The organism is Stenotrophomonas sp. 05N37, assembly GCF_056397365.1.
Map to the genome: position 1 here is coordinate 106096 of NZ_JBFTNG010000002.1, position 24179 is coordinate 130274.

General features: G+C 68.3%; 27 protein-coding genes. 14 read left to right on the top strand and 13 right to left on the bottom strand.

Features of this window, described 5'->3' with window-relative positions:
* The first annotated feature begins 68 nt into the window (after window positions 1-68).
* Window positions 69-503, top strand: a complete 435-nt coding sequence (soxR, locus tag AC1DGC_RS07070; RefSeq protein ID WP_259203606.1) for a redox-sensitive transcriptional activator SoxR — start codon at window positions 69-71, stop codon at window positions 501-503.
* Between the two features lie 45 nt (window positions 504-548).
* Here soxR and AC1DGC_RS07075 read toward each other — a convergent pair whose 3' ends face one another.
* A complete protein-coding gene (locus AC1DGC_RS07075) occupies window positions 549-1151 on the bottom strand; it encodes a short chain dehydrogenase (RefSeq protein ID WP_478047518.1) in 603 nt (200 codons plus the stop codon).
* 98 nt (window positions 1152-1249) lie between these two features.
* On the opposite strand from AC1DGC_RS07075, the gene AC1DGC_RS07080 reads away from it, so the two are divergent.
* Window positions 1250-2131, top strand: coding sequence for a LysR substrate-binding domain-containing protein (locus AC1DGC_RS07080; RefSeq protein ID WP_478047519.1), 882 nt, complete (start codon window positions 1250-1252; stop codon window positions 2129-2131).
* Window positions 2132-3039: 908 nt separating this feature from the next.
* Here AC1DGC_RS07080 and proC read toward each other — a convergent pair.
* Together proC and AC1DGC_RS07090 are read right to left on the bottom strand one after the other, a co-directional pair.
* Entirely contained in the window at window positions 3040-3861 is an 822-nt protein-coding gene (gene proC / locus AC1DGC_RS07085) for a pyrroline-5-carboxylate reductase (protein ID WP_259203610.1), read from the bottom strand.
* A 31-nt stretch (window positions 3862-3892) separates the two neighbouring features.
* Entirely contained in the window at window positions 3893-4573 is a 681-nt protein-coding gene (locus AC1DGC_RS07090; protein ID WP_478047520.1) for a YggS family pyridoxal phosphate-dependent enzyme, read from the bottom strand.
* An 86-nt stretch (window positions 4574-4659) separates the two neighbouring features.
* Between AC1DGC_RS07090 and AC1DGC_RS07095 the strand changes: the two genes are divergently transcribed.
* From AC1DGC_RS07095 to AC1DGC_RS07120, 6 genes are all read left to right on the top strand, one after another.
* The gene (locus AC1DGC_RS07095) at window positions 4660-5697 is read left to right on the top strand and encodes a type IV pilus twitching motility protein PilT (RefSeq protein WP_256775698.1); all 1038 of its coding nucleotides are present in this window, start codon (window positions 4660-4662) and stop codon (window positions 5695-5697) included.
* A 93-nt stretch (window positions 5698-5790) separates the two neighbouring features.
* Window positions 5791-6927 (top strand): PilT/PilU family type 4a pilus ATPase, encoded by a 1137-nt coding sequence (locus tag AC1DGC_RS07100; RefSeq protein WP_228886758.1) that lies wholly within the window; start codon window positions 5791-5793, stop codon window positions 6925-6927.
* 58 nt (window positions 6928-6985) lie between these two features.
* Window positions 6986-7723: a hypothetical protein gene (locus AC1DGC_RS07105; RefSeq protein WP_478047521.1), complete on the top strand. Its 738-nt coding sequence runs from the start codon at window positions 6986-6988 to the stop codon at window positions 7721-7723.
* A 114-nt stretch (window positions 7724-7837) separates the two neighbouring features.
* The gene (locus tag AC1DGC_RS07110; protein WP_394163909.1) at window positions 7838-8821 is read left to right on the top strand and encodes an aldo/keto reductase; all 984 of its coding nucleotides are present in this window, start codon (window positions 7838-7840) and stop codon (window positions 8819-8821) included.
* A 326-nt stretch (window positions 8822-9147) separates the two neighbouring features.
* The gene (locus AC1DGC_RS07115; protein WP_478047522.1) at window positions 9148-9561 is read left to right on the top strand and encodes a hypothetical protein; all 414 of its coding nucleotides are present in this window, start codon (window positions 9148-9150) and stop codon (window positions 9559-9561) included.
* A 95-nt stretch (window positions 9562-9656) separates the two neighbouring features.
* Window positions 9657-10457 (top strand): hypothetical protein, encoded by an 801-nt coding sequence (locus AC1DGC_RS07120; protein ID WP_478047523.1) that lies wholly within the window; start codon window positions 9657-9659, stop codon window positions 10455-10457.
* 45 nt (window positions 10458-10502) lie between these two features.
* On the opposite strand, the gene AC1DGC_RS07125 is transcribed toward AC1DGC_RS07120, so the two are convergent.
* The gene (locus tag AC1DGC_RS07125) at window positions 10503-11324 is read right to left on the bottom strand and encodes an alpha/beta fold hydrolase (RefSeq protein WP_259203626.1); all 822 of its coding nucleotides are present in this window, start codon (window positions 11322-11324) and stop codon (window positions 10503-10505) included.
* A gap of 167 nt (window positions 11325-11491) precedes the next feature.
* Here AC1DGC_RS07125 and AC1DGC_RS07130 point away from each other — a divergent pair, with 167 nt between their 5' ends.
* The 3 genes from AC1DGC_RS07130 (at window position 11492) to AC1DGC_RS07140 (ending at window position 13274) form a co-directional block, all read left to right on the top strand.
* Window positions 11492-11710 (top strand): DUF4287 domain-containing protein, encoded by a 219-nt coding sequence (locus AC1DGC_RS07130; protein WP_394163908.1) that lies wholly within the window; start codon window positions 11492-11494, stop codon window positions 11708-11710.
* 84 nt (window positions 11711-11794) lie between these two features.
* The gene (locus AC1DGC_RS07135; protein ID WP_478047524.1) at window positions 11795-12463 is read left to right on the top strand and encodes a hypothetical protein; all 669 of its coding nucleotides are present in this window, start codon (window positions 11795-11797) and stop codon (window positions 12461-12463) included.
* Between the two features lie 103 nt (window positions 12464-12566).
* The gene (locus AC1DGC_RS07140) at window positions 12567-13274 is read left to right on the top strand and encodes a YitT family protein (protein ID WP_259203633.1); all 708 of its coding nucleotides are present in this window, start codon (window positions 12567-12569) and stop codon (window positions 13272-13274) included.
* A gap of 8 nt (window positions 13275-13282) precedes the next feature.
* On the opposite strand, the gene AC1DGC_RS07145 is transcribed toward AC1DGC_RS07140, so the two are convergent.
* Together AC1DGC_RS07145 and AC1DGC_RS07150 are read right to left on the bottom strand one after the other, a co-directional pair.
* Entirely contained in the window at window positions 13283-13816 is a 534-nt protein-coding gene (locus tag AC1DGC_RS07145; RefSeq protein ID WP_478047525.1) for a DNA-3-methyladenine glycosylase I, read from the bottom strand.
* Entirely contained in the window at window positions 13813-15609 is a 1797-nt protein-coding gene (locus tag AC1DGC_RS07150) for a DUF4153 domain-containing protein (protein WP_478047526.1), read from the bottom strand. Before AC1DGC_RS07150 ends, AC1DGC_RS07145 begins: the two co-directional genes overlap by 4 nt.
* A gap of 83 nt (window positions 15610-15692) precedes the next feature.
* Here AC1DGC_RS07150 and AC1DGC_RS07155 point away from each other — a divergent pair, with 83 nt between their 5' ends.
* From AC1DGC_RS07155 to AC1DGC_RS07165, 3 genes are read left to right on the top strand one after another with little or no spacing between them, the layout of a single operon-like run.
* Window positions 15693-16259, top strand: coding sequence for a YqgE/AlgH family protein (locus AC1DGC_RS07155; RefSeq protein WP_259203640.1), 567 nt, complete (start codon window positions 15693-15695; stop codon window positions 16257-16259).
* Window positions 16252-16749 (top strand): Holliday junction resolvase RuvX, encoded by a 498-nt coding sequence (ruvX, locus tag AC1DGC_RS07160; protein ID WP_259203642.1) that lies wholly within the window; start codon window positions 16252-16254, stop codon window positions 16747-16749. The genes AC1DGC_RS07155 and ruvX overlap by 8 nt, the downstream gene beginning before the upstream one ends.
* A 17-nt stretch (window positions 16750-16766) precedes the next feature.
* Complete coding sequence (locus AC1DGC_RS07165; RefSeq protein WP_394163902.1) at window positions 16767-17717, top strand: aspartate carbamoyltransferase catalytic subunit; 951 nt, start codon at window positions 16767-16769, stop codon at window positions 17715-17717.
* Between the two features lie 475 nt (window positions 17718-18192).
* Here the strand turns inward: AC1DGC_RS07165 and AC1DGC_RS07170 are convergent, their stop codons facing one another.
* The 7 genes from AC1DGC_RS07170 to AC1DGC_RS07200 form a co-directional block, all read right to left on the bottom strand.
* Window positions 18193-18930, bottom strand: coding sequence for a hypothetical protein (locus AC1DGC_RS07170; RefSeq protein WP_478047527.1), 738 nt, complete (start codon window positions 18928-18930; stop codon window positions 18193-18195).
* Between the two features lie 60 nt (window positions 18931-18990).
* On the bottom strand, window positions 18991-19797 hold the full coding sequence (locus tag AC1DGC_RS07175) for a carboxylesterase family protein (protein ID WP_478047528.1): 807 nt from the start codon (window positions 19795-19797) through the stop codon (window positions 18991-18993).
* Window positions 19798-19864: 67 nt separating this feature from the next.
* Window positions 19865-20131, bottom strand: a complete 267-nt coding sequence (locus tag AC1DGC_RS07180) for a hypothetical protein (protein WP_259203650.1) — start codon at window positions 20129-20131, stop codon at window positions 19865-19867.
* 14 nt (window positions 20132-20145) lie between these two features.
* Window positions 20146-21507, bottom strand: a complete 1362-nt coding sequence (gene mgtE / locus AC1DGC_RS07185; protein WP_259203652.1) for a magnesium transporter — start codon at window positions 21505-21507, stop codon at window positions 20146-20148.
* Between the two features lie 225 nt (window positions 21508-21732).
* Window positions 21733-23511, bottom strand: a complete 1779-nt coding sequence (gene ptsP, locus AC1DGC_RS07190; RefSeq protein WP_478047529.1) for a phosphoenolpyruvate--protein phosphotransferase — start codon at window positions 23509-23511, stop codon at window positions 21733-21735.
* A gap of 2 nt (window positions 23512-23513) precedes the next feature.
* Window positions 23514-23783: an HPr family phosphocarrier protein gene (locus AC1DGC_RS07195; protein ID WP_259203658.1), complete on the bottom strand. Its 270-nt coding sequence runs from the start codon at window positions 23781-23783 to the stop codon at window positions 23514-23516.
* Entirely contained in the window at window positions 23776-24168 is a 393-nt protein-coding gene (locus AC1DGC_RS07200) for a PTS sugar transporter subunit IIA (protein ID WP_256775714.1), read from the bottom strand. The genes AC1DGC_RS07195 and AC1DGC_RS07200 overlap by 8 nt, the downstream gene beginning before the upstream one ends.
* Window positions 24169-24179 lie beyond the last annotated feature (11 nt).

Genomic DNA, 24179 nt, shown 5'->3' on the forward strand with positions numbered 1-24179 from the left:
GGGAGCGCTTGCAGTGCACCCCGGCGTCGCGCAGGATGCCACCTTAACCATGGTTGAGGTCAAGGCTGGTGATCGCGCAGGAACTGAGTGTGGGTGAGGTGGCCAGGCGCAGTGGCGTGGCGGTATCGGCGCTGCATTTCTATGAGCGCAAAGGGCTGATCCGCAGCCTGCGCACGGCCGGCAACCAGCGCCGCTTCGCCCGCGACGTGCTGCGCCGGCTGGCGGTGATCCGCGTGGCGCAGCGGGTGGGGTTGCCACTGGAGGCGGTGGCCACCGCGTTCGCGGCGCTGCCGGAAAACAAGACGCCGACCAAGGCCGAGTGGGCGAAGATGTCCGCGCTGTGGCGCAGCGAGCTGGACCAGCGCATCGCCCAACTGCTGCTGTTGCGCGATCAGCTCACCGACTGCATTGGCTGCGGCTGCCTGTCGCTCAAGCGCTGCCGCCTGACCAATCCGGACGACGCGTTGGGCGACCAGGGCGATGGGGCGCAGCGGTGGGGGTAGGCTGGCCCGGTAGTGCCAACCAACGGGCCGGCACTACCGGGGACATCACCACACGTTGAATACCTGCCCACTCTGCACGCCTTCCACGCTGCGCTGGTAAGCCAGCGACGCGCGTTGCGCGGTGACCGCCTCGAAGCCCGGGAAATACGCGCCGTAGTCGTCCAGCGATTCGACCAGCACGTTCGGGCTGACCACGTTGATGCGCAGTCCGCGCGGCAGCAGTTCGCAGGCCGCCCCGCGCACGAACCCCTCCAGTGCCGCGTTCACGGCGGTGGCATTGGCGCCATCGCGGATCGGCTGCGCGCCGACGATGCCGCTGGTCAGCGTGATCGACCCGCCGTTGTTGAGATGGTGCTGGGCGACCAGGGCAAGCCGCACCTGGCCCAGCAGTTTGTCCTGCAGGCCGAGGTTGAACTGCGTCGGGCTCATGTCGGCCAGCGGGCCGAAATGCAGGCGGCCGGTGGTGGCGATCACCGCATCCACCAGCCCGATCTGCGCGAACAGAGCCTGCACGCTGGCGTCGTCGGTGAGATCGACCTGCGCATCACCGCCATGACGGCCGGCACGGATCAACTGATGGTGGGTGCCCAGCGTGGCGGCGACGGCTTGGCCGAGGGTGCCGCTGGCGCCGACGAGAAGGATCTTCATGCGAGGTGCTCCAGGGAAGGACGTGTGGGCAGTCTGCGCCCGCCGTGCTGGTTAGGTAACCGGCGTATGCTTTGCAGATTGCAAACCCGTGGTTATCAATGGACACCTTGCGCTGCATGCAGGCCTTCATGGCCGTGGTCGACCAGGGCAGTTTCACCGCCGCCGCCGAGCGGCTGGCGGTGTCCTCGGTGATGGTCGGCAAGTACATCCAGCAGCTGGAGGCGCACCTGGGCGTGCGCCTGCTGCAGCGGAACACCCGCCGCCAAAGCCTCACCGACGCCGGCCGTCACTACCTGGCCGGATGCCGCGCGGTGCTGGACCAGGTGCAGCAGGCCGAGGCCAGCGTGGCCGGCCTGCAGGCCCAGCCGCAGGGCGTGCTGCGGATCAGCGCGCCGGTCACCTGGGGCAGCTGCGTGCTGGCGCCGTTGGTGGCGCAGTACCTGGCCGCGTACCCGCAGGTGACCGTGGAACTGGACCTGAGCAATCGCCGCGTGGACCTGATCGAGGAGCAGTTCGACGCCGTGGTGCGGATGGGCGCGCTCGGTTCGGCCGAGTGGGTGGCGCGGCCGTTGCCGGCCTATGCCATGCAGATCTGCGCGGCCCCGGCCTACCTGCAGCGCAACGGGGTGCCGCGGCACCCGGCCGAGCTGCGCGACCACGACTGCCTCACCCACCTTGCCTGGCGCGGCGGGCATGGCTGGCGCCTGCGTGGCCATCCCGAACAGGACTGGTCCGAGCATTCGCGGTTGCTGTGCAATGACGGGGATGGCCTGCGCCGCGCCGCGCTGGCCGGGGCCGGGTTGATCCTGCAGCCGGCGGTGCTGCTGGCCGAGGACATCGCCGCCGGGCGCCTGCAGCCGGTATTGGCCGACTACCTGCCCGAGCCGCGCCCCCTGCACCTGGTGTACCTGCCGGACCACCGGCCGCGGCCGAAGCTGTCCAGCTTCGTGGAATTCCTGCTGGCCCGGCTGGCCCCGTAGCACCACGCCATGCGTGGCTGCTCTTCGATCCGGCGCCGCGCGCAGCCACCCATGGGTGGCTCTACGGGATGCACACGTGGCGCCATGCCATGCGTGGCTGTATGTCGATCCGGCGCCGCGTGCAGCCACCCATGGGGTGGCTCTACAAGACGCACATCGTAGAGCCACGCCACGCGTGGCTGCTCTTCGATCCGGCGCCGCGTGCAGCCACCCATGGGGTGGCTCTACGGGACGCATATCGTAGAGCCACGCCATGCGTGGCTGCTCTTCGATTCGGCGCCGCGCGCAGCCACCCATGGGGTGGCTCTACGGGATGCGCGGCGTGGCTCGATGCCATGCGTGGCTGTACGTCGATCCGGCGCCGCGCACCAGCCACCCATGGGGTGGCTCTACAAGACGCACATCGTAGAGCCACGCCACGCGTGGCTGCTCTTCGATCCGGCCTCGCGTGCAGCCACCGATGGGGTGGCTCTACGGGATGCACGACGTGGTGCCATGCCATGCGTGGCTGTCCGTCGATCCGGCGCCGCGTGCAGCCACCCATGGGGTGGCTCTACGGGACGCATATCGTAGAGCCACGCCACGCGTGGCTGCTCTTCGATCAGGCGCCGCGTGCAGCCACCCATGGGGTGGCTCTACGGGATGCACGACGTGGCGCCATGCCATGCGTGGCTGTATGTCGATCCGGTTCCGCGTGCAGCCACCCATGGGGTGGCTCTACGGGACGCATATCGTAGAGCCATTCCATGCGTGGCTGCTCTTCGTTCCGGCGCCGCGTGCAGCCACCCATGGGGTGGCTCTACGGGATGCACATCGTAGAGCCACGCCATGCGTGGCTGCTCTTCGATCCGGCCCCGTGCACAGCCACCCATGGGGCGGCTCTACGGGAATCCGGGGGCGTCCCTGGGTCAGTCGTTCGCCGCCGACAGCGCGTGGCCGCGCCGGGTTGCCGCGTCGATCGCGCGCGCCACGATGGCCTCGAAGCCGTCGGCCTGGAATGATTCGATCGCGGCCTGCGTGGTGCCGTTCGGCGAGGTCACCCGGCGGCGCAGTTCGACCGGGGCTTCGCCGGATTCGTCCAGCATGCGGCTGGCACCGAGCAGGGTCTGCACCACCAGCGTGCGCGCCGCGTCGGCCGGCAGGCCCTGCGCGATCGCCGCCGCTTCCATCGCCTCGGCCAGTAGGAACACATAGGCCGGCCCGCTGCCCGATACCGCGGTCACCGCATCCATGCGGGCCTCATCGTCGATCCATACCGTGCGCCCGGCACTGGCCAGCACCGCGTCGGCCTGGCGGCGCTGGGCCTCACTGACGCCTGCGGTGGCGAACAGCCCGGTCACGCCAGCGCCCAGCAACGCCGGCGTGTTGGGCATCGCCCGCACCACCGCCGGGTTGCCGCCCAGCCAGCGCTCGAGTTGGGTGCTGGTGATGCCGGCGGCGATCGACAGCACCAGCGGCTGCTGGCTGCGGGCCAATGCCGTGAGCGAGGCGCATACATCGCGCAGCACCTGCGGCTTCACCGCCAGCACCCAGACCGCGCCCTGCGCGGCAGCTTCGGTGGCGCTGGCGTAGGTCTTCACCCCGAAGTCGGCGGTCAGCTGTTCGCGCAGTGCAGTGACCGGTTCGGCCACGTGGATGTGCGCCGGCGCGGTGCCCTGGCGGATCAGCCCGGCGATCAGGCTGCGGGCCATGTTGCCGCCGCCGATGAAGGTAAGCGTGGATGCGCTCATGCGATCTCCTTGGAACCGGGGAAAAAGAAAATCAGGCCGGGCGCGGGCGCGCACCGAACAGGGCCGTGCCGATCCGCACCATCGTCGCGCCGTGGGCGATCGCTTCCGGGTAGTCGCCGCTCATGCCCATCGACAACGTATCCACCTGCGGGTACTGCGCCGCCAGCGCCTGGAACAGGGTACGCATGGCCTCGAAGGCCCGCGCGCGCCGCTCGGCATCCGGCCACGGCGCCGGGATCGCCATCAGGCCGCGCAGCCGCAGCCGCGGTTCGGCGGCGATGGCCGCAGCCAACGCCGGCACCGCATCCGGGCGGCAGCCATGCTTGCTGCCTTCATCATCGATATTGACCTGCACCAGCACCTCCAGCGGGGGCAGCCCGGCCGGCCGGTGGGCCGCCAGCGCCGCCACCAGCCTGGGCCGGTCCACGCTCTGCACCCAGTGGAAGTGGCGCGCGGCCAGCTCGGCCTTGTTCGACTGCAGGTGGCCGATCAGGTGCCACTCCAGGCCCAGCGCGGCCAGTGCGTCGATCTTGGCCACCGCTTCCTGCACGTAGTTCTCGCCGAACGCGCGCTGGCCGTGGGCGGCCAATGCCGCCACCGCGTCGGCCGGCTGGGTCTTGGACACCGCCAGCAGGCGGGGGGCTGGCCGGCCAGCGGCGGCGGCCGCGTTGTGCAGGTTCAGCAATATCGTCGGCAGGGGCAGCGCGGACACGGGCGTTTTCCGGTAGATCAGGAACGCTATACTGCCGCCCGGGGAAAGAACCTTCCAGTCGCAGCAGTCATGGGGAGTAGCAGCGCATGGATATCGCCGAACTGTTGGCGTTTTCCGTAAAGAACAAAGCGTCGGATCTTCATCTGTCGGCAGGCCTGCCGCCGATGATCCGCGTCGACGGCGATGTCCGTCGCATCAATATCCCGGCCCTGGACCACAAGCAGGTCCATGCGCTCGTCTACGACATCATGTCGGACAAGCAGCGCCGCGATTACGAGGAATTCCTCGAAGTCGACTTCTCGTTCGAGATTCCGTCGCTGGCGCGCTTCCGCGTCAACGCGTTCAACCAGAACCGTGGCGCGGGTGCGGTGTTCCGTACCATTCCCTCGGAAGTGTTGACGCTCGAAGACCTGAACACGCCGCCGATCTTCCGCGAACTGATCGACCAGCCGCAGGGCCTGATCCTGGTCACCGGCCCGACCGGTTCGGGCAAGTCGACCACGCTGGCGGCGATGATCGACTACATCAACAAGAACGAATACGGCCACATCCTCACCGTCGAGGATCCGATCGAATTCGTGCACACCTCGCAGAAGTGCCTGATCAACCAGCGCGAAGTGCACCGTGACACGCACGGTTTCAACGAAGCGCTGCGCTCGGCCCTGCGTGAAGACCCGGACATCATCCTGGTCGGCGAATTGCGCGACCTGGAAACCATCCGCCTGGCGCTGACCGCCGCGGAAACCGGCCACCTGGTGTTCGGCACGCTGCACACCAGTTCGGCGGCCAAGACCATCGACCGCATCATCGACGTGTTCCCCGCCGGCGAAAAGCCGATGGTGCGCTCGATGTTGTCCGAGTCGCTGCGTGCGGTGATCTCCCAGGCCCTGTTGAAGAAGGTCGGCGGTGGGCGTACCGCCGCGTGGGAAATCATGGTCGGCACCCCGGCCATCCGCAACCTGATCCGCGAGGACAAGGTGGCGCAGATGTATTCGGCCATCCAGACCGGCCAGCAGATGGGCATGATGACCCTGGACCAGCACCTGCAGGACCTGGTCAAGCGCAGCCTGATCACCCGCAACCAGGCGCGCGAGTACGCCAAGGACAAGCGGATTTTCGAATAAGCAACGAGGCAGGGCAGGGCGCCCGGCATGGCCACCGCGGCCGCCGGGCGCCGGTTTTCTCCACCTACCGCTACGTTTCCGGAGTACACCGCGATGAGTACCACCACCATCGACTTCACCTCGTTCCTCAAGCTGATGGCGCACCAGAAGGCGTCGGACCTGTTCATCACCGCCGGCATGCCGCCGGCGATCAAGGTCAACGGCAAGATCTCGCCGATCACCCAGACCCCGCTGACGCCGCAGCAGAGCCGCGACATGGTGCTCAACGTGATGACGCCGGCGCAGCGCGAAGAGTTCGAAAAGACCCACGAGTGCAACTTCGCGATCGGTCTGTCCGGCGTTGGTCGTTTCCGCGTGAGCTGCTTCTACCAGCGCAACCAGGTCGGCATGGTGCTGCGCCGGATCGAGACGCGCATCCCCACCGTGGAAGAGCTGAACCTGCCGCCGATCATCAAGACGCTGGCGATGACCAAGCGCGGCATCATCCTGTTCGTGGGTGCCACCGGCACCGGTAAATCCACCTCGCTGGCGGCGATGATCGGCTACCGCAACCACAACTCGACCGGGCACATCATCACCATCGAAGACCCGATCGAATTCGTGCACAAGCACGAGGGCTGCATCATCACCCAGCGTGAAGTGGGCATCGACACCGACAGCTGGGAGGCGGCGCTGAAGAACACCCTGCGCCAGGCGCCGGACGTGATCATGATCGGCGAAGTGCGCACCCGCGAAGGCATGGACCACGCCATCGCATTTGCCGAAACCGGCCACCTGGTGCTGTGCACGCTGCACGCCAACAACGCCAACCAGGCGATGGACCGCATCATCAACTTCTTCCCCGAAGACCGTCGCAACCAGTTGTTGATGGATCTGTCGCTCAACCTCAAGGGCGTGGTCGCCCAGCAGCTGGTGCCCTCGCCGGACGGCAAGTCGCGCAAGGTCGCCATGGAGATCATGCTCGGCACGCCGCTGGTGCAGGATTACATCCGCGACGGCGAAATCCACAAGCTCAAGGAAGTGATGAAGGAGTCGGTGCAGCTGGGCATGCGCACCTTCGACCAGAGCCTGTTCGAGCTGTACCAGGCCGGTGAGATCAGTTACGAAGACGCGCTGCGCTACGCCGACTCGCAGAACGAAGTGCGCCTGCGCATCAAGCTGTCCCAGGGCGGCGATGCACGCACCCTGTCGCAGGGCCTGGACGGGGTGGAAATCTCCGAGATCCGCTGAGGCCTCCACCGCGCCACGCGGCCACCGGCAGCCCCACGATCCTGCCCGTGGCCGGCGCATGCCACCCCGCTGGCGCACCGGATTCTTCTTTGGCATAGTCGCGCCGCGCCCCGATCGCGGGCGCGGTACCGGCCGCCGCCGGGCCACACCCTTCCAGGCAAGACCGCATATGGACATGCACAACCCCTACAAGCCGCCGGGCCAGGCGCTGCCCTCGTCGGGCCAGCCGATGTCCGCGCCCCTGCCGCCGGACCAGCGTGCCGCGCTGCTGCAGGCGACCGACAAGCCGATGTACTTCGCGCCCTCCACGTTCAAGCTTGCCGCGATGTCGCTGGTGACGTTCGGCCTTTACACCATGTACTGGTTCTGGCGGAACTGGCAGGCCATCCAGCGCGAAACGGGCGAATCCCTGTGGCCGTGGGCACGTGCACTGTTCTGCCCGCTGTGGTGCTTTTCCTGCTTTGCCCAGCTTGCCGACCTGGTACGCGGCCGCCGTCGTGAACTGGCCTTTCCAGTGGCGCTGCTGGGCATCGTGTTCCTCGTCCTCACCCTGGCCGGCCGGCTCGACAACGCCGCCTCCCTGCTTGCCTTCCTGAGCTTCGTCCCCTTGTTGCCGGTCAACGCGCTGCTGCGCCAGTACCATCGCGACGAACGCATCGACAGCACGCGACTGGACCGCCTGACGATCTGGCACGTCCTGATCCTCCTGGCAGGGGGCGGGTTGTTGCTGATGCTCCTGCTGGTGATCATCCTGGGCGAGGTGACGATCAACCTGCCTGAGGGCACGCTGAGCTGAATTGATGATCAGGGTTCATGACCGAGTGCGCCTGGACGCCTCCAATCCCGGCTAGGGCGGTCTGTATGGTGGCAGTCCATCCACCGCGCGCCTGCTGGGCGCAGGAGAGCTCCCATGCAATCACGAGAACTTGGCAACAGCGGCCTGCGCGTTTCCGCGCTCGGCCTGGGGTGCATGGGCCTGAGCTTCGGCTATGGCCCGGCCACCGAAACCCGCACGGCCACCGCGCTGCTGCACGCGGCAGTGGAGCAGGGCGTCACCTTCTTCGACACCGCCGAGGCCTATGGCCCGTTCCGCAATGAGGAACTGCTTGGCCAGGCGCTGGCGCCGTACCGCAACCAGTTGGTGATCGCCACCAAGTTCGGGTTCAAGGACGGGCATTCGGATGCCGGCCTGGACAGCCGCCCCGAACGCATCCGCGCGGTGGCGGAGGCCAGCCTGCAGCGGCTGAAGACCGACCGCATCGATCTGTTCTACCAGCACCGGGTGGACCCGAACGTGCCGATGGAAGACGTCGCCGGCACCGTCCGGGACCTGATTGCCGAGGGCAAGGTGAAGCACTTCGGTTTGTCCGAAGCCGGCGTGGACAACATCCGTCGCGCACATGCGGTGCAGCCGGTGGCGGCGCTGCAGAGCGAATATTCGCTGTGGTGGCGCGAGCCGGAGCAGGACGTACTGCCGGTGCTGGAGGAGCTGGGCATCGGCTTTGTGCCGTTCAGTCCGCTCGGCAAAGGCTTCCTGACCGGCGCGATCAACGTCGATACGCAGTTCGCCGCCGACGACTTCCGCAACAGCGTGCCACGCTTTGCCGCCGAGGCGCGCCAGGCCAACCAGGCCCTGGTCGAGCGCATCAGCGCGATCGCCACCGCCAAGGGCGCCACGCCGGCACAGGTTGCCCTGGCCTGGCTGCTGTCGCGCAAGCCGTGGATCGTGCCGATTCCCGGCACCACCAAGCTGCATCGACTGCAGGAGAACCTGGGCGCGGTGTCGCTGCAGCTCGATGCAGACGACCTGCAGCAGATCGGCGATGCGCTGGACAGCATCGCCATCGTCGGCGACCGCTATAACGCCGCGCGACAGAAGCTGGTGGCGCGCTGAGGCACGGCGCGCCCGCACCAACGTATCGACTTCCAGCGGACCGCCGGAAAGTTCAATCGACCCGCATTCAACAATGAGTTCGGCGTCGGTTTTCCGAGCGGTGCATTTCCCTAAGGTGTTCTGGCGGACTCGACCGCTGACGGGAGATGGATATGAATCGAATTGTTGCGGTGTTCTTGTTGTCCCCCCTGTGCTTGGCCACGACGTCATGTGACTCGCCCTCGACAGTAAGTACCAAGGCGGGATGTACGCTCAAAGCTGGCGGAGGCGGAGAGTGCAGTGTAAGTCTTGAGGCAAAGTGGGAGGGCGGGGAGCGGAAGGGCGGCGTGTTGGACGCGCTACTTGCTCGAAGCGCGCTTGCCCCGGATGCCAAGAGCTACGTTCTGGATATCAGCGGCTCCACCATTCCTTATCCGGCGACGGGGACGATGAACGTCGTGCTGAGCAATGGGGGCAATGGTCAGGTGGTTTCCTCGCGTTTGTTCGCCTGGACCCGTTCCGGCAACAGCATCCATGCACGGGATCCAGATCAGATCAATGAATGGGCCTATGCCAATGGCGCAGGGGCCGATTCCGTGCGCTACGAGATCATTCCTTTCCGATCGAACTTCGGATCGGGTACCCAGACTATTGCGGGCATTTCGTCCTACGAAGGGCGTGAGCTCAACCGGTTCTCCGTTGTCTTTGACGGAACGCCGGATTGCCCGGGGTATCCCACCGATACCGAGTGCAGGGAGTGAAACACACCAGGAGGCGCGCACGCGCGGGTCAGTGCGTCCTCCACGTCGCTCGAATTGCCGGCCGTACCTGCCAAGTATGCTTCGGCGCGCGCGGCATGATGCTCGTGGTTGCGTTGTCACTCGCGGGCTGTCGATCCTACTTTCCGGCCGAGGTGACGCGGCAGGTCTCCGAAGCAGGTGCGATAGGTCTTTCCTACGGCGGTACCCGGCGCGTGTCGTATCTCATCACCACGCAATTCATTCCTGGACGATCCCTCCCGTCCCGGGCGTCGCAGCAACGCGTCCAATGCGGAGAGGACGTACCCCGGATCCACGTGCGTTGGCGCGATCCGCGTATCGAGCCGGATCAGGCCGAAGCGCTTTGCCGTCGGATCGCAGCAGCGGCGAGCTTTGTGGCTGGCTACAGCCAGGGGCGCAACGTCAGCACGATCCACGTGGATATCGTCGGCGTAGGCGAGAAGCGGGATGCACGCTGGCTGAGCGTTGCCGCGCCGGGAAGGCTGTCCATGCGCCTGGCAGTGCGCTGGTTGGCCGACGAGGAGCATCGTGCTACCGAGGCCGTTTCCCAGGTGGCCCATGAATTGACCCACGTCGATGCGTATTTCCTCATGCCGGGTCATACCCGTGATACGGAGGAGCTGGCGTATCTTGCCGGCGCTTGCGCGCAGTGGCGTGTCGTTGGCGTATTGGCCACGCGGGATCTGATCGCCGGCCCCCTGCAGGGGGTGGAGGACGTCTTTCGGCGATCCTCCCAGGTCGCGCATCGGATCTGGAGCCTGCTGCATCATTTCGTTGCGGCAGCGCCACTGACCGGCAGTTCGCCACAGGCGGCGCAGTTCTCGGCGCTGTGTGAACGTCGTCTTCGGGCAGGATTCGCAGCGCTGCGCGAGCACTGAGCGATCACGGCAGCGGCGCGTCCGCGCCGCTGCCGCGGGGGCCGGTCAGCCCCGGATGAAGGCCAGCAAGTCGGCATTGATCACCTCGGCATGCGTGGTGCACATGCCATGCGGGTAGCCCTTGTAGACCTTCAATGTGCCGTGTTTCAGCAGTTTGATCGACAGTTCAGCGGAGTCGGCGATCGGCACGATCTGGTCGTCGTCGCCGTGCAGCACCAGCACCGGCACGTCGATTTTCTTCAGGTCCTCGGTGAAGTCGGTTTCCGAGAACGCCTTGATGCAGTCGTAGTGCGCGTTGATCGCGCCGGCCATGCCCTGCCGCCACCAGTTGTCGACCACGCCCTGCTGGACCGGCGCGCCGGCGCGGTTGAAGCCGTAGAAGGGAATCGGCACCTCGCGGTAGAAGTTGGCGCGGCCGGCCGCCAGTTGCTGGCGGAACCCATCGAAGACCTCCTTCGGCGTACCGCCCGGGTTGGCCGCGCTCTTGATCATGATAGGCGGCACCGCCCCGACCAGCACCGCCTTGGCCACGCGGCCGGGTTTGGCCTGGGCCACGTAATGGGCCACCTCGCCACCGCCGGTGGAGTGGCCGATATGGATCGCATCGCGCAGGTCCAGGTGGTCGGCCAACGCATTGACGTCGGCCACGTAGGTGTCCATGTCATGGCCCCCGCTGGTCTGCGAGGAACGGCCGTGGCCGCGGCGGTCGTGGGCGATCACGCGGTACCCCTGCAGCAGGAAGAACTGCAGCTGGGTGTCCCAGTCGTCGGCGCTGAGCGGCCAGCCATGGTGGAACACGATCGGCTGGCCGTTGCCCCAGTCCTTGTAGAAGATCTCGGTCTTGTCGGGGGTGGTGAGGTAGGGCATGTCGTGGACTCCGGGCGAGGGAAGGGAGGCGCGGGACGGGGTGCCGTTTCATGCTGCGCAGCAGCGCGTTCAGCCGGCATGAAAGGCAGATGTCGATTCCGCGCCTGTCACGGCGTCATAGGTGCAGGACCGGCCATTCCGGCGGGTCGTCCAGCGAGGCAGCCAGCATGAGCGATACCCCGACAGTGAAGGGCCCGGCGTCCTATTTCCCCTCCATCGAGAAGACCTACGGCCAGCCGGTCGGGCACTGGTTGGCACTGCTGGTGGCCCAGGGCGGCGCCCGGCACATGGAACTGGTGGCCTTCCTCAAGACCGAGCACGGGCTGGGCCACGGCCATGCCAATGCGCTGGTGGCACATCATCTGGCCGCTGCACGCGTGGGCTGAGTCGGGAGACAGGCCGTGCCGGGCGTGAAGCCCTGCGGCGATGGCATGCTGTGCGCCCTTGCCGCCGACAGGAGTCGACCCGCGATGTCGCGCCTCAACGAACTACGGGTGGATTCCAGTCCCGCGGTCAGCCGCCACGGGCGCGAGCCGGCGGGCCTGGCGTTCCGGGCCGACGCGTACCACGTCGCCGCGCTCTTCATGGCGGCCCTGGACCGCGATTACGTCCTCGATGGGGCAAGCCTGCTCACCCTGCAGTGCGGTCCGGCCGGCGACGAGCCGCGCTATGAGCGCTTCCCCGGTGCCAGCGTGGTCCGCGTGGACCCCTTCGATGTCGCCGCGCACGCCCGCGCCGATCCCGCCCAGCGTGAGCGCACCGTGCTGGCGCTGATCGAACAGCACGGCTTGGCCTTGATCGACCGCGTGGGGGCCGATCCGCAGCCGTGGCGGGCGGCGGCGGCCCGCGTCCGCGCCCAGGGCTTTCAGCTGGAGTCCGAGATGACGGGGCTGGGCCGGGCGCTGCCCGGCCGCGCCGGCCGGATCCGCGTTTATCGCTGCCTGGGGGCGGGCTTCGGCGAGCGCTGGGAGGCGCGCGTGCTCGACCGCAGCGGGACCGTGATCGCCTGCCACCCGATGCGCGCGCCCGCCGCGCTGGACCAGCGCGACTGGTTCAAGCGCTCGGCCTGGGAAGCGGGGGGCGTTCGTGGTGCGCCAGCGGCTGGGGCAGCGCGTGTTCTCGCTCGCGTTGCCGACTGACGAGGCGCCCGCGCACTGCTGGTCGGCCCTCTGAATCGATTTCACCTGCAACTGTCACGCTGATCGTGTCTAATACCGCTCCCCACGTACAGCCCCCACCCCCATGTCCCTTGATTCCCATGGCCCCGCGCCGTGCGACGACGCTGACGGCCACCTGGTCACCGCCGGTCCGCTGACCCCGCCGCCGGACAGTGCCGGTACCGTCGCCGACGACAAGGCCCTGCGCCATTCGGTCGCCGAGGACGTGCAAGGCATGATCCTGGCCACGCTGGTGGCCTCGCTGGGGCTGGCCATCTTCGCCAAGGGCGGGCTGATGATCGGCGGCATGGCCGGGCTGGCCTTCCTGGCGCACTACGCGTTCGGCTGGAATTTCGGGCTGGTGTTCGTGCTGGTCAACCTGCCGTTCTACTGGGTGGCGGTGCGCCGGATGGGCTGGGAATTCACCCTGAAGACCTTCGCGGCGGTCACCGCCTGCGGCGTGCTCACCGACCTGCTGCCACGCTGGGCCGACTTTGCCCACATCGCGCCGCTGTACTCGGCGCTGGTGGGCGGCGCGCTGGCCGGGCTGGGCATCCTGTTCTACATCCGCCACCGCGCCAGCCTGGGGGGCATCGGCATCCTGGCGGTGTACCTGCAGCGCACCCGCGGCTGGAGTGCCGGCAAGGTGCAGATGTCCTTCGATACCCTGCTGATGTGCGTGGCGTTCTTCGTGTTGTCCCCGTCGCAGGTGATGTACTCGGCGATCGGTGCGGTGGTGCTCAGCCTGGTGCTGATGTTCAACCACCGCCCGGGGCGCTACATGGGCGTCTGACCGGCCGGTTACCGGCCCGGGATGGCGCCCAGCGTCTGCAGGCGCGCATACACCGGGCAGTCCGGGCTGTGCGCGCCGGGCAGGTAACCCAGGCTCATCAGGAACTCGCCGGTGATCTCGCCGCCGGTGAAGCGGAACGTCTTCTTGAACAGTTTCACCCAGGCCGCCTTGTGCTGTGGGTGGTGTGCATCCAGCCACGCCGCGAAACTGCCATGGCTGGCCCGCAACTGCTGGATCACCTGCGCGTTGTGGACCGCCGCGTGCACCTTGAGCCGGTTGCGGATGATCCGCGCGTCGCCCAGCAGGCGTTCGATGTCGCGTTCGCCGTAGGCGGCGACCGCATCCACATCGAAGCCCGAGTAGGCCGCGCGGAAGCCCTCGCGCTTCTTCAGGATGGTTTCCCAGCTGAGCCCGGCCTGGTTGATCTCCAGCAGCAGTCGCTCGAACATTACGCGCTCCTCGCGCTGTGGAAAGCCGTATTCGTGCTCGTGGTAATGGCCGTGGACCGGATGGCCGGGGGCGATGAGGCAGTAACCACTCATGGGCGGGGTTCCTTGGGGACCGATTCGTTGAGGCTCTGTTGCGGGCCACCGTCGAGCGAGAGGCGGCCCCAGCGCGGCGGGCTCACCTCCAGCACGCCGTCCCGCACGCTCTGGTTGGCGCGCGCTGCGGTGTGCTTGCCCTGGACCGGGAACTCCACCTTGCCGGCATCGCTCCACGTCGCTCCCTGGCGTGCATGCACCTTGCAGCGCGGGCCCAGGTAGCTCTGCAGCTCGCACAGCAGCATCTCGTCGACGCCATCGGCGTCGAGGTCGCGGCGCAGTGCCGCGCACGCCGTGTCCAACCGCAGGCACCTGCCCACGTCCACCTGCCGCGCCAGCAGCGCGCGCCACCAGTCCGGATCGGGCGCGGGCGTGCCCTTGGCGAGCGTGATGTGCTGCTGCAACACCACCGGGTCGGTGATGGTGAGCCGCTGTTTGTAATCCTGGTCCCAGAAATAGCGCGACTGCTTGGCCAACGCGGCCGCGATGATGCTGCGGGCACGGGCGTCCTGGCTGAAGGCGGGGTCGTGCTGGAGCGCCTCCAACGCACGTGCGCCACGTCGGCCGAGGCCGAAGCGCAGGGTTTCCGCATCCATCACGTCGATGGCCGGCGCGCCTGCCTGGAGGCGTGCGACCTGGCTGTTCACGCTCAGCCGGATCGGGTCGAGCAGCGGTGAATTGGCCAGCAGGGCCACGCCCAGCACGCACAGGCACATCCAGCGGTTGACCGGCTCGATGCGCTGCAGCCAGTGGTCACGTGGGCGCAGCACGGCCAGCGCATAGCCCACTGCGTACCCGGTCACCAGCAGCGCCACCAGCAGGGCCCAGGTGCGGTCCAGCGTCCAGCCGTACTGGCCGATGCGCAGGCCCATCGCGTACAGCGCCAGGCCTGCGTAGACCGGCAGCGCGAGCAGGCTGGCACCGATGAAACGACGCAGCCAGGCCGGGTAGGGCGGGCTCGCGTTGTCGTGTTGGTAGACCGCGTTGACGAACACCACCAGCAGCAGCGACAGCGTCAGCAGCAGGCCGGCGGCCGAGCGGGTCCGCCACAGCGGCTCCAGGCCGGTGAACGGCAGGCTCAGTACGAAGGTCACCGCAATCAACGCCAGCAGCGGCAGCAAGCCGCGCCCGACCGCGAACACTACCGACCGGATCATCTGGATGGCGCGGTGCTGGGTGCGCCCGATCAGCACGCCGAAGCCCATCAGGCTGCCGGTGGCCAACGCGATGAATGCGTCCTCGCGGAACAGGGAGCGGAAGAAGTGGATCTCCACCAGCACGAACAGCTCCGCCCACAGCCACAGCAGCAGCCAGGTCAGGCAGGTGAAGGCCACGGCCAATGCCAGGGTCAGCCCGTTCTGCCACGCCCGTTCGAACAGGGCCGCGTACGGGGCGTGCCAGTGCCCTTCCTGCAGGCGGAACTGCCACCACGGCAGGCTGACGAACGCGGCGATGGCCATGCTGATCGAGAACGGCATCAACAGCCCGTCGTGGTCCAGGCCCGGCGCGTCGCCGCCGACGTTCCAGCCGATCCAGCTGGCCAGGCCCAGCACCAGTACCGAGGCCAGCGCGGCATGCAGCCACAGGCGGCGATCGCGCAGTTCCACCAGGGTCAGCGCGATGGCGGTGGGCACGGTCAGCACCCAGCTGTACCAGCGCACCCGGTTGCCGATATCGTCGAACGGCCAGCTGCCCGTCGCCGTGTCCGCGGCATACAGCATCAGGCCCTGCAGCAGGGCGATCAGCACGATCGCACTGCGCGTGGTGGTGGGGAGTGCCGGACTGGCATGCATGTGGGCGGATCCTTCCGGGAAAGCACGCATGCTAGCCGAGCGCTCACGCCCGTGTCCCGGGCGCAGCGGTTAGAATGGGACCCATGTCCGAGCTTTCCACCTCTCTCGCCCATCACCTGCTGGTCGCGTTGCCGTCGCTGACCGATCCGACGTTCGCGCGCAGCGTGGCGCTGATCTGCCAGCACGACGACAACGGTGCGATGGGCGTGCTGGTCAACCAGCCGTCCGAATACACGCTGGGTGACGTCCTCGCGCAGATGGAGATCGTCACCGACGACCCCGCGCTGCGCGGCCAGGTGGTGCTCAACGGCGGTCCGGTGCACCCCGAGCGCGGCTTTGTCATCCATGACGACGCGCGCGACTGGGATTCCAGCCTCGCGGTGGGCGAAGGCGTGTACCTGACCACCTCGCGCGACATCCTCGAGGCGATGGCCCGTGGCGAAGGCCCGCGCAATGCGCTGGTCACCCTGGGCTGTGCCGGTTGGAGCGAGGGCCAGCTGGAAAACGAGCTGGCCGAAAACAGCTGGCTGGCCGTGCCGGCCGATGCCGACCTGCTGTTCAGTACCCCGCTGGACCAGCGCTGGCAGGGGGCCGCGTCGCGGATCGGCGTGGACCTGTTCCGCCTCACCGACTACAGCGGCCATGTCTGAACCGGCCGCGCCAGCGCCCGCCGCAGGCACGCCCGCGACCATCCGCCGCGATGGCACGGTGCTCGGTTTCGATGTCGGTTCGCGCCGGATCGGCGTGGCGATCGGCAGTTCGTTCGGCACCCACGCACGCGCCATCGCCGTGGTGGACGTGCATGGCAACGGGCCGGACTGGCTCGCGGTCGAGCGCCTCATCAAAGAGTGGCGGCCCGACGGCCTGGTGGTCGGCGATCCGCTCACCCTGGATGGCCAGGACCAGCCCAACCGCAAGCGCGCGCAGGGGTTCGCCCGCCAGCTGCGGGAACGCTTCAAACTGCCGGTGGTGCTGGTCGACGAGCGTTCCAGCTCGGTCGAGGCGGCGCGCCGGTTCGCCGTCGAGCGCGCCGAAGGCCGCAAGCGTCGCCGCGATGCCGCCACCCTCGATGCCGTGGCCGCCGCGGTGATCATCGAGCGCTGGCTGTCCTGTCCCGACGACGCCACCCCCGTTTCCTGACTCCCCAGACCCTGCCCATGACCGCCTCGCAACTCGATTCCGATGGACGCCTGCGCCACCTGCTGACCCTGGAAGGCCTGCCCCGTGACACCCTGTTGCAGTTGCTGGATCGCGCCGGCCAGATCCGCGATGCGGCGGTCGGGCGGGTCGGCAACAAACGCCACGTGCTGGGGGGCTCGGCGGTCTGCACGCTGTTCTTTGAACCGTCCACGCGCACCCGCAGTTCGTTCCAGCTGGCTGCCCAGCGGCTTGGGGCGGACGTGCTCAACTTCGATGCGTCGACCTCGTCCACGCGCAAGGGCGAGACCGCCTGCGACACGCTGAAAAACCTGGAAGCGATGGGCGTACGCGGCTTCGTCGTGCGCCATCCCGATGACGGCGCCGTGGCCCAGCTGGCTGCCGCCGCAGGCGAGGGCACCGCGTTGATCAACGCCGGCGACGGCCGCAGCGCACACCCCACCCAGGGCCTGCTGGACATGCTCACCCTGCGCCAGGCCAAGGGCAGTGATTTCTCGAAGATGAAGGTGCTGATCGTCGGCGACGTGAAGCACTCGCGGGTGGCGCGCACCGACCTGCACGCCCTGCGCACGCTGGGCGTCGGCGAGATCCGCGTCTGCGGCCCGCAGTCGCTGCTGCCCGACGATGACACCCTCAAGGGCTGCATCGTCGGCCAGGACTTCGACGCCCTGCTGGAGGGCGCCGATGCGCTGATGATGCTGCGCCTGCAGCGCGAGCGCATGGAAGAAGGCCTGGTGCCCTCGATCGAGCAGTACCACGCGCAGTACGGCCTGGACGCCGCGCGCCTCAAGCGCGCCGGCACCGATGCCGCCGTGCTGCACCCGGGCCCGATCAACCGCGGCGTGGAAGTCACCGACGAAGTGGCCGACGGCCCGCAGTCGTGGGTCCTGCGCCAGGTCGCCAACGGCGTGGCCGTGCGCATGGCGGTGCTGGAAACGTTGCTGGGCTGACGCCCGCCAGCCGGCGTCGCGGCCGCCCGCGGTGTGCTGGGCAACGGCCGGCTCCCCGTGCAGTCGGGTCGCGTGGAGCCGGCCAACCGCCGGCACGACCCGTCCATCGGCCCGCCGCACCCCACGCAGGGGGAGTCTGCGATCTGTGCGCACCTGCCCGACGCGACCGGATGACCCGGAATGCCGTCAGCGCGCCGCCGCAGCGACGCGTGGGTCCTGGCCGCGTGGTCGTGGCTACCCGATTGCCATAACGCGCCGTGGCATCCTGCCCACCGATTCCACCCAGGTACGCTGAACGTCGTGAAGCGCCGTGCAACCCGACAGGGTGGCCGCCGCGCCCGGGTCCTCGCACCCGCGCCGCTGAGTGCGGCAGACCAGCGTCAGGACGTCGGCCGGCCCAGGCAGCGCGCAACGGCCGACGCGCAGTCGAGCGGCGCGCATGGCGCATCGTCGAGGTCTGCTCCGTCAGCTGGCACTACCGACGCTGCTCCTGCTGCAACTGCTCGATATACGCCAGCTCCTGCTTGGCCGTGGGGCTGTCCGGGTCGAGCTTCTGCGAGGCGATATAAGACGCGCGCGCGTTCTCCAGCTCGCCCAGTTCGATGTGCGCGAAGCCCACGCCGCGCAGGGCCAGGGCTTCCATGTGGCGATTCTCGGGCTGGCTGCGGGCCAGCATCAGGGCGCGGTCGTAACTGGCCTTGGAACCCTGCCAGTCCTTGCGACGGGTGAGTGCCGCGCCTTTTTCGCACAGCGGCTCCACGTCGTAGGGCGCCACGGCGATGGCCTTGTCCAGCCAGCGCAGCGCCGCGTCGATGTCGCCGCGCTCGATCTCGATGTAGCCCAGGTGGGTGTAGGCGTTGGCGCAGGCCATGTCCAGCCATTCGGTGGGCGTGCCGCGGCCAGGGCCGTCCATGTACAGCGCGTACTGGCGGTGGCTCTGGAAGCTCAATGCCTTGCGCCCGGGCACCTGCTGCTGCGCGTCGCAGTAGCGCACCGCCTCGGTCAACACGGGAATGGCCGCCTCATGGTTGCCGGCCAGGCTGGCCTGGATGGCCTGCTTCACCGCGGCACGGTGCTGGGTGCCCAGCGCCGGCTCCCCGGCGGGCGACTGCAACGGCGTCGTGGTCAGGTAGCTCGCGCCGGGCCCCTCCTGCGCGAACCCGACACCCGGAACGGCCAACGCGGCCCACAGCAACAACGATCGAATACGCATCCTCGGCCTCCATGCAAAGCAGATGTGAGGGCCGACGATAGCGTGTTCGCGCGCGTTGCGTCAGTGCCGGCGCTGCGCCCACAGCCACGTCCACATCGTGGCATCGGCATAGGTCGCGTCCCAGGCGTTGTGGTTGCCGTCCGGGTACTCGGTGTAACGCACATCGGGCGCGCCCGCCTGTTGGAACGCTGCCTGCAGCCTGCGGTCGTCCGCCGGTGGCACCACGTCGTCGCGCGCGCCATGGAAGATCCAGATCGGGGTCTGGGTCAGGCGGGCGGCGATGGCGGCGTACGGGTCGCTTTCATGCGCCACCTCCTCCACGAACAGCGTGGGGCGCACCGCGCGTGGCGCCAGCACGGCGCCGCAGACCGGCACGATGGCGGCAAACCGCTGCGGGGACTCCAGCGCGATGTTCCAACTGCCATAGCCGCCCATCGACATGCCGGTCAGGTACTGGCGTTGCGGATCGGCGCCGAACTCGGCCAACGTCGCATCCAGGGCGGCCAGCGCGGCACGGTTGTTGTCGCCCGACCACTCCTCATCGCCTGGCACCTGTGGCAGCACCACCAGTGCCGGGAAGGCATCCGCATGGCGGCGCAGGTAGGGGCCGAGGCCAGCCTCGGTCTGGGCCCGGTTGTCGTTGCCGCGCTCGCCGGAGCCGTGCAGGAACAGCACCACCGGCAGGGCGCTGGACGCCGCACGCGCGCCGCGAGGGATGAACACCTGGTAATAGCGGGTGCGCCCGTCGAGCTTGACCGCCCGGGCCTCGAAATGGCCGACGTCGCCCCGCGGCGGCGCGCAGCCGGCCACGCTCAGCATCGCCAACACCAACGCCCATGACAGCCACCGCGCGCGTCGTCGTGCCATTGCCCATCCTCGACTGGAATCGTTTTCAGTCTAGGCCGCCTGCCAGCGCCGGGCATCTTGCAGTGCGTCAGTGCGGGCGCGGTGCCGAGGCCAGGATCGCCATCTGCTCGATCGCCTCGGGATGGCCCTCGGCAGCGGCCGCCTGCACCTGGGCCAGGCTGGGGTGGACCACCAGCAGCAGCGGGTTCTCGCACTGCGGGCAGTCGAACTGCGCCTCGTCTTCGTGCAGCTCCATGGGCATCTGCCGCGCCGTGCCCTGCCATTCGCACGCATCGCAGGTGTGGCGACGGTCGCGCCAGCCGGGGAGGAAATAGTTGTCGAGGGTCAGCGCCATGTCGAGGTCGTCCGTCAGTGCAGCAGGATCAGGGTGGCCAGGCCGAGGAAGCTGAAGAACCCCATCACGTCGGTGACGGCGGTGACCACCACGGTGCCGGCCACGGCCGGGTCCACGTTCATGCGCTTGAGCAGCAGCGGCAGTAGCACGCCGGCCAGGGCGGCGGCGCAGAAGTTGATGATCAACGCCAGGGTGATCACCAGCGACAGCAGGAAACTGTGGAACCACAGGTAGGCGATGATGCCGACCACGGTGCCGATCAACGTGCCGTTGATCAGCGCCACCCGCGACTCCTTCCACAGCAGGATGCGGGCGTTGCTCTGGCCGACCTGGCCCAGCGCGATGCCGCGCACCATCAGGGTCAGCACCTGCACCGCGGCGTTGCCGCCGACGCCGGCCACGATCGGCATCAGCACCGCCAGCGCGACCACCTTCTGCAGGGTCATCTCGAACTGGCCGATCACCGTGGCCGCCAGGAACGCGGTGCACAGGTTGATGCCCAGCCAGACCACGCGGCCGCGCACGGCGCGCTTGATCGGCGAGAACAGGTCTTCTTCCTCGTCCAGGCCGGCCGCGCCGAGGGCCTGGTGCTCGGCCTGCGAGCGGATGATGTCGACCACGTCATCGATGGTGATGCGGCCGAGCAGGATGTTGTTGTCGTCCACCACCGGGGCGGAGACCCAGTCATGGTCGGAGAACTGGCGGGCCACTTCGTCGGCGCTCTCGCCGACGTCGATCGCCGGCTGCTCGTCGTCGATCAGCCGGTTGATCGGCGTGTTGTCCTCGTGGGTCACCAGCGCGGCCAGCGACAGCCGGCCCAGGTACTGGTGGCGACGGCTGACCACGAACAGGTGGTCGGTGTGGTCGGGCAGCTCGCCACGCAGGCGCAGGTAGCGCAGCACCACGTCCACGTTGACGTCGGCGCGCACCGTCACCACGTCCGGGTTCATCAGGCGGCCGGCGCTGTCCTCGGGATAGGACAGCACCTGCTCGAGCCGCTCGCGGTTCTCGCGATCCATCGACTTGAGCACTTCATCGATGACCGTGTCCGGCAGGTCTTCGACCAGGTCGGCAAGGTCATCGATGTCCAGGTCTTCGACCGCGGCGATGATTTCGTCCGGGTCCATGTCGGCCAGCAGGCTTTCGCGCACTTCCTCGCCGACGTGGACCAGCACCTCGCCGTCGTCTTCCGGGTCGACCAGGCCCCACACCACCTCGCGCTTGCCCGGCGGCAGCGATTCCAGCAGGTTGCCGATCTCGGCCGGCGCCAGCGTATTGACCAGGCGGCGCACCGGACCCAGGCGCCCGCTGTCCAGTGCATCGGACAACAGCCGCAGCTGGCGTGCCGTCTTGTCGTGGCGTACGGCTTCGGCCATGGGCAGCTCCTGCGGAAAAGAAAAGGCCGCTATCCCGGGCAGGATGCGGCATGCGGGGTGGTCAGCGCGTCATTATCGCGTGCTTGTGTGTCAATCGGGTAGCGGCGCACGCCGCAGCGCGGCGCGTGTGGACCCATGCATTGGATGAGCGGTAGTGCCGGCCGCTGGCCGGCGCTTGCGCCGGTCGATCCGAACGTTGATGCGGTTGCCGGACAACGACCGGCGCTACCGGTCGATGCCGGCCTTTTCGATCCAGCGTTCGATCCCGCGGCGGTCGCGCGCCTGCAGCAGCTTCGGCGCCATCGCCCGCAACACGGACAGGTCGCTGTCGCGGATCGCACGCCGCACTTCCAGCAACGTGCCCGGGTGCAGGCTGAACTCGGTCAAGCCCAGGGCCAGCAACAGGCGGGTCATCAGCGGGTCGCCCGCGATCTCCCCGCACACCGCCACCGGGATGTCGTAGGCCTGGCCGGTGCGCAGGATATGCGCCAGCAGCCGGACCACCGCCGGATGCAGCGGCGAGTACAGTTCGCCGACCGCCTCGTTGTTGCGGTCCGCGGCCAGCAGGTACTGCACGAGGTCGTTGGTGCCGATCGACAGGAAGTCGACCAGGTCGATGAAGCTCTCCAGCGCGATCGCCGCGGCCGGCACTTCGATCATCGCGCCGAACGGAATGTGTTCGGCCACCTCGTAGCCTTCGGCGCGCAGCAGCGCGGCCTGCTTGTGCAGGCGCCGGCGCACCGCGAGGATCTCCTCGCGGGTGCTGACCATCGGGATCAGGATGCGCAGCTTGCCGTACGCCGAGGCGCGCAGGATCGCGCGCAGCTGCGTGTCGGCGACCTTCGGCCGCGCCAGTGACAGGCGCACGCCGCGCAGGCCCAGCGCCGGGTTCTCTTCGTTGCTCAGGGTCAGCCCGGTGCGGTCGGCCTTGTCCGCGCCCAGGTCCAGGGTGCGGATGGTGACCGGCCGCCCGCTCATGCCGAGGGCGGCATCGCGGTAGGTCTCGAACTGCTCCTGCTCGTAGGGCAGTTCGTTGCGCTGCAGGAACAGGAATTCGGTGCGGTACAGGCCCAGACCATGCGCGCCCAGCGCGTGCGCCTGGGTGACGTCCTCGCTGGATTCGGCGTTGGCCAGCAAGGCGATGTCGACGTTGTCGCGGGTGCGCGTCGGCTTGGTCCGCAGGCGGCCCAGTTCACGCTGCTCGCGCGCGTGCTCGCGCAACCGCACGCGGTAGCCGCGCAGGTCCGGTGCCTGCGGGTTGATGGTGACCGTGCCGTCGCTGCCATCGATGATCAGCACGTCGCCATCGGCGACCTTCTGCAGCACGTTGGGCACGTTGACGATCAGCGGCAGGTGCAGGCTGCGCGCCAGGATCGCGCTGTGCGAGAGCGCACTGCCACCGGCGGTGACGATGCCGACGACGCCGTGGGCCTGCAGCTGGGCCAGCTCGGAGGGGGCGATGTTGTCGCAGACCAGGATCTCCCCGGCCATGCCTTTCACGTCCGGCGGGCGCTTCTGCAGGAAGGCATGGATGCGCCCGATCACATGGTCCAGGTCGTCCATGCGGCTCTTCAGGTAGGCATCGTCCATGCCGTCGAAGACCTTGGCCAGGCGGTCGCGCTGCACGCGCAGCGCATAGCCGGCGCTGTACGGGCCGCTGCGGATCAGCTCGTCCAGCCCGAACAGCAGCTCGGGGTCGTCCAGCAGCAGCGCATGCAGGTCGAGGAACTCACCGACTTCCTGGTTCAGGGCGCCGTGCAGGCGCTGGCGCAGGTCGTGCATCTCCGCACGCGCGGCATCCACCGCGACGTGCAGGCGCGCCAGTTCGGCGTCGATTTTGGCCGGCGGGATACGTTGTTCGGCCACTTCCAGCGCGTGCGGCAGGCGCACCCGGGCCCGGCCCAGGGCATTGCCGCGCGAGGCGCCGTGGCCGGCCAGCAGCAGGGCACCGGACGCCGTCCGTGCCGGTGTGCCGGAACCCGGTCGCGACGGCGGCGCCGGCATGCTCAGCTGTCCTCGTCGAAACGCCGCTCGAACAGCGCGACCACCGCCTCCATCGCGGCGGCTTCGTCTTCGCCGTCGATGCGCACGGTGACCGGGGTGCCCTGGCCGGCGGCCAGCAGCATCACGCCCATGATGCTCTTGGCGTTGATCTCGCGGCCCTTGGCGGCCATGGTCACGTTGCAGCGGAACGGGGCCAGCTCCTGCACCAGCTTTGCAGTGGCGCGGGCATGCAGCCCCAGGCGGTTGGATACGGTGAGTTCACGTTCAAGCATCGTCGACAATCGCTCCATTGCGAGTGCCTGCCGCAGCAGTGGCAGGTAGTTGATCCAGTCCCTGTTCCGGATAATTCATCACCCGCAACAACATCGGCAGGCTCAGCGCCGAAACCCGGCGAACCGGGGTGCCCAGACGAGCCAGTTGCCCGGCCAGATTGCTGGGGCTGGCGCCGTACAGGTCGGTCAGGATCAGCACGCCCTGGCCACTGTCCACCCGGCGCAAGGCGGCCGAGGCGAGCGGTAGCAGGACGTCCAGGTCTGCGTCGAACGGTACTTCGAAAGCGTCGGTCTTCAGCGGCAGGTGCCGCAGCAGCCGGGTCGCCACCTCCAGCAGGGAGGTGCCAACGCCAGGATGAGTTACGAGGAGAATGCCACAGGTCATCTTCGAACGTT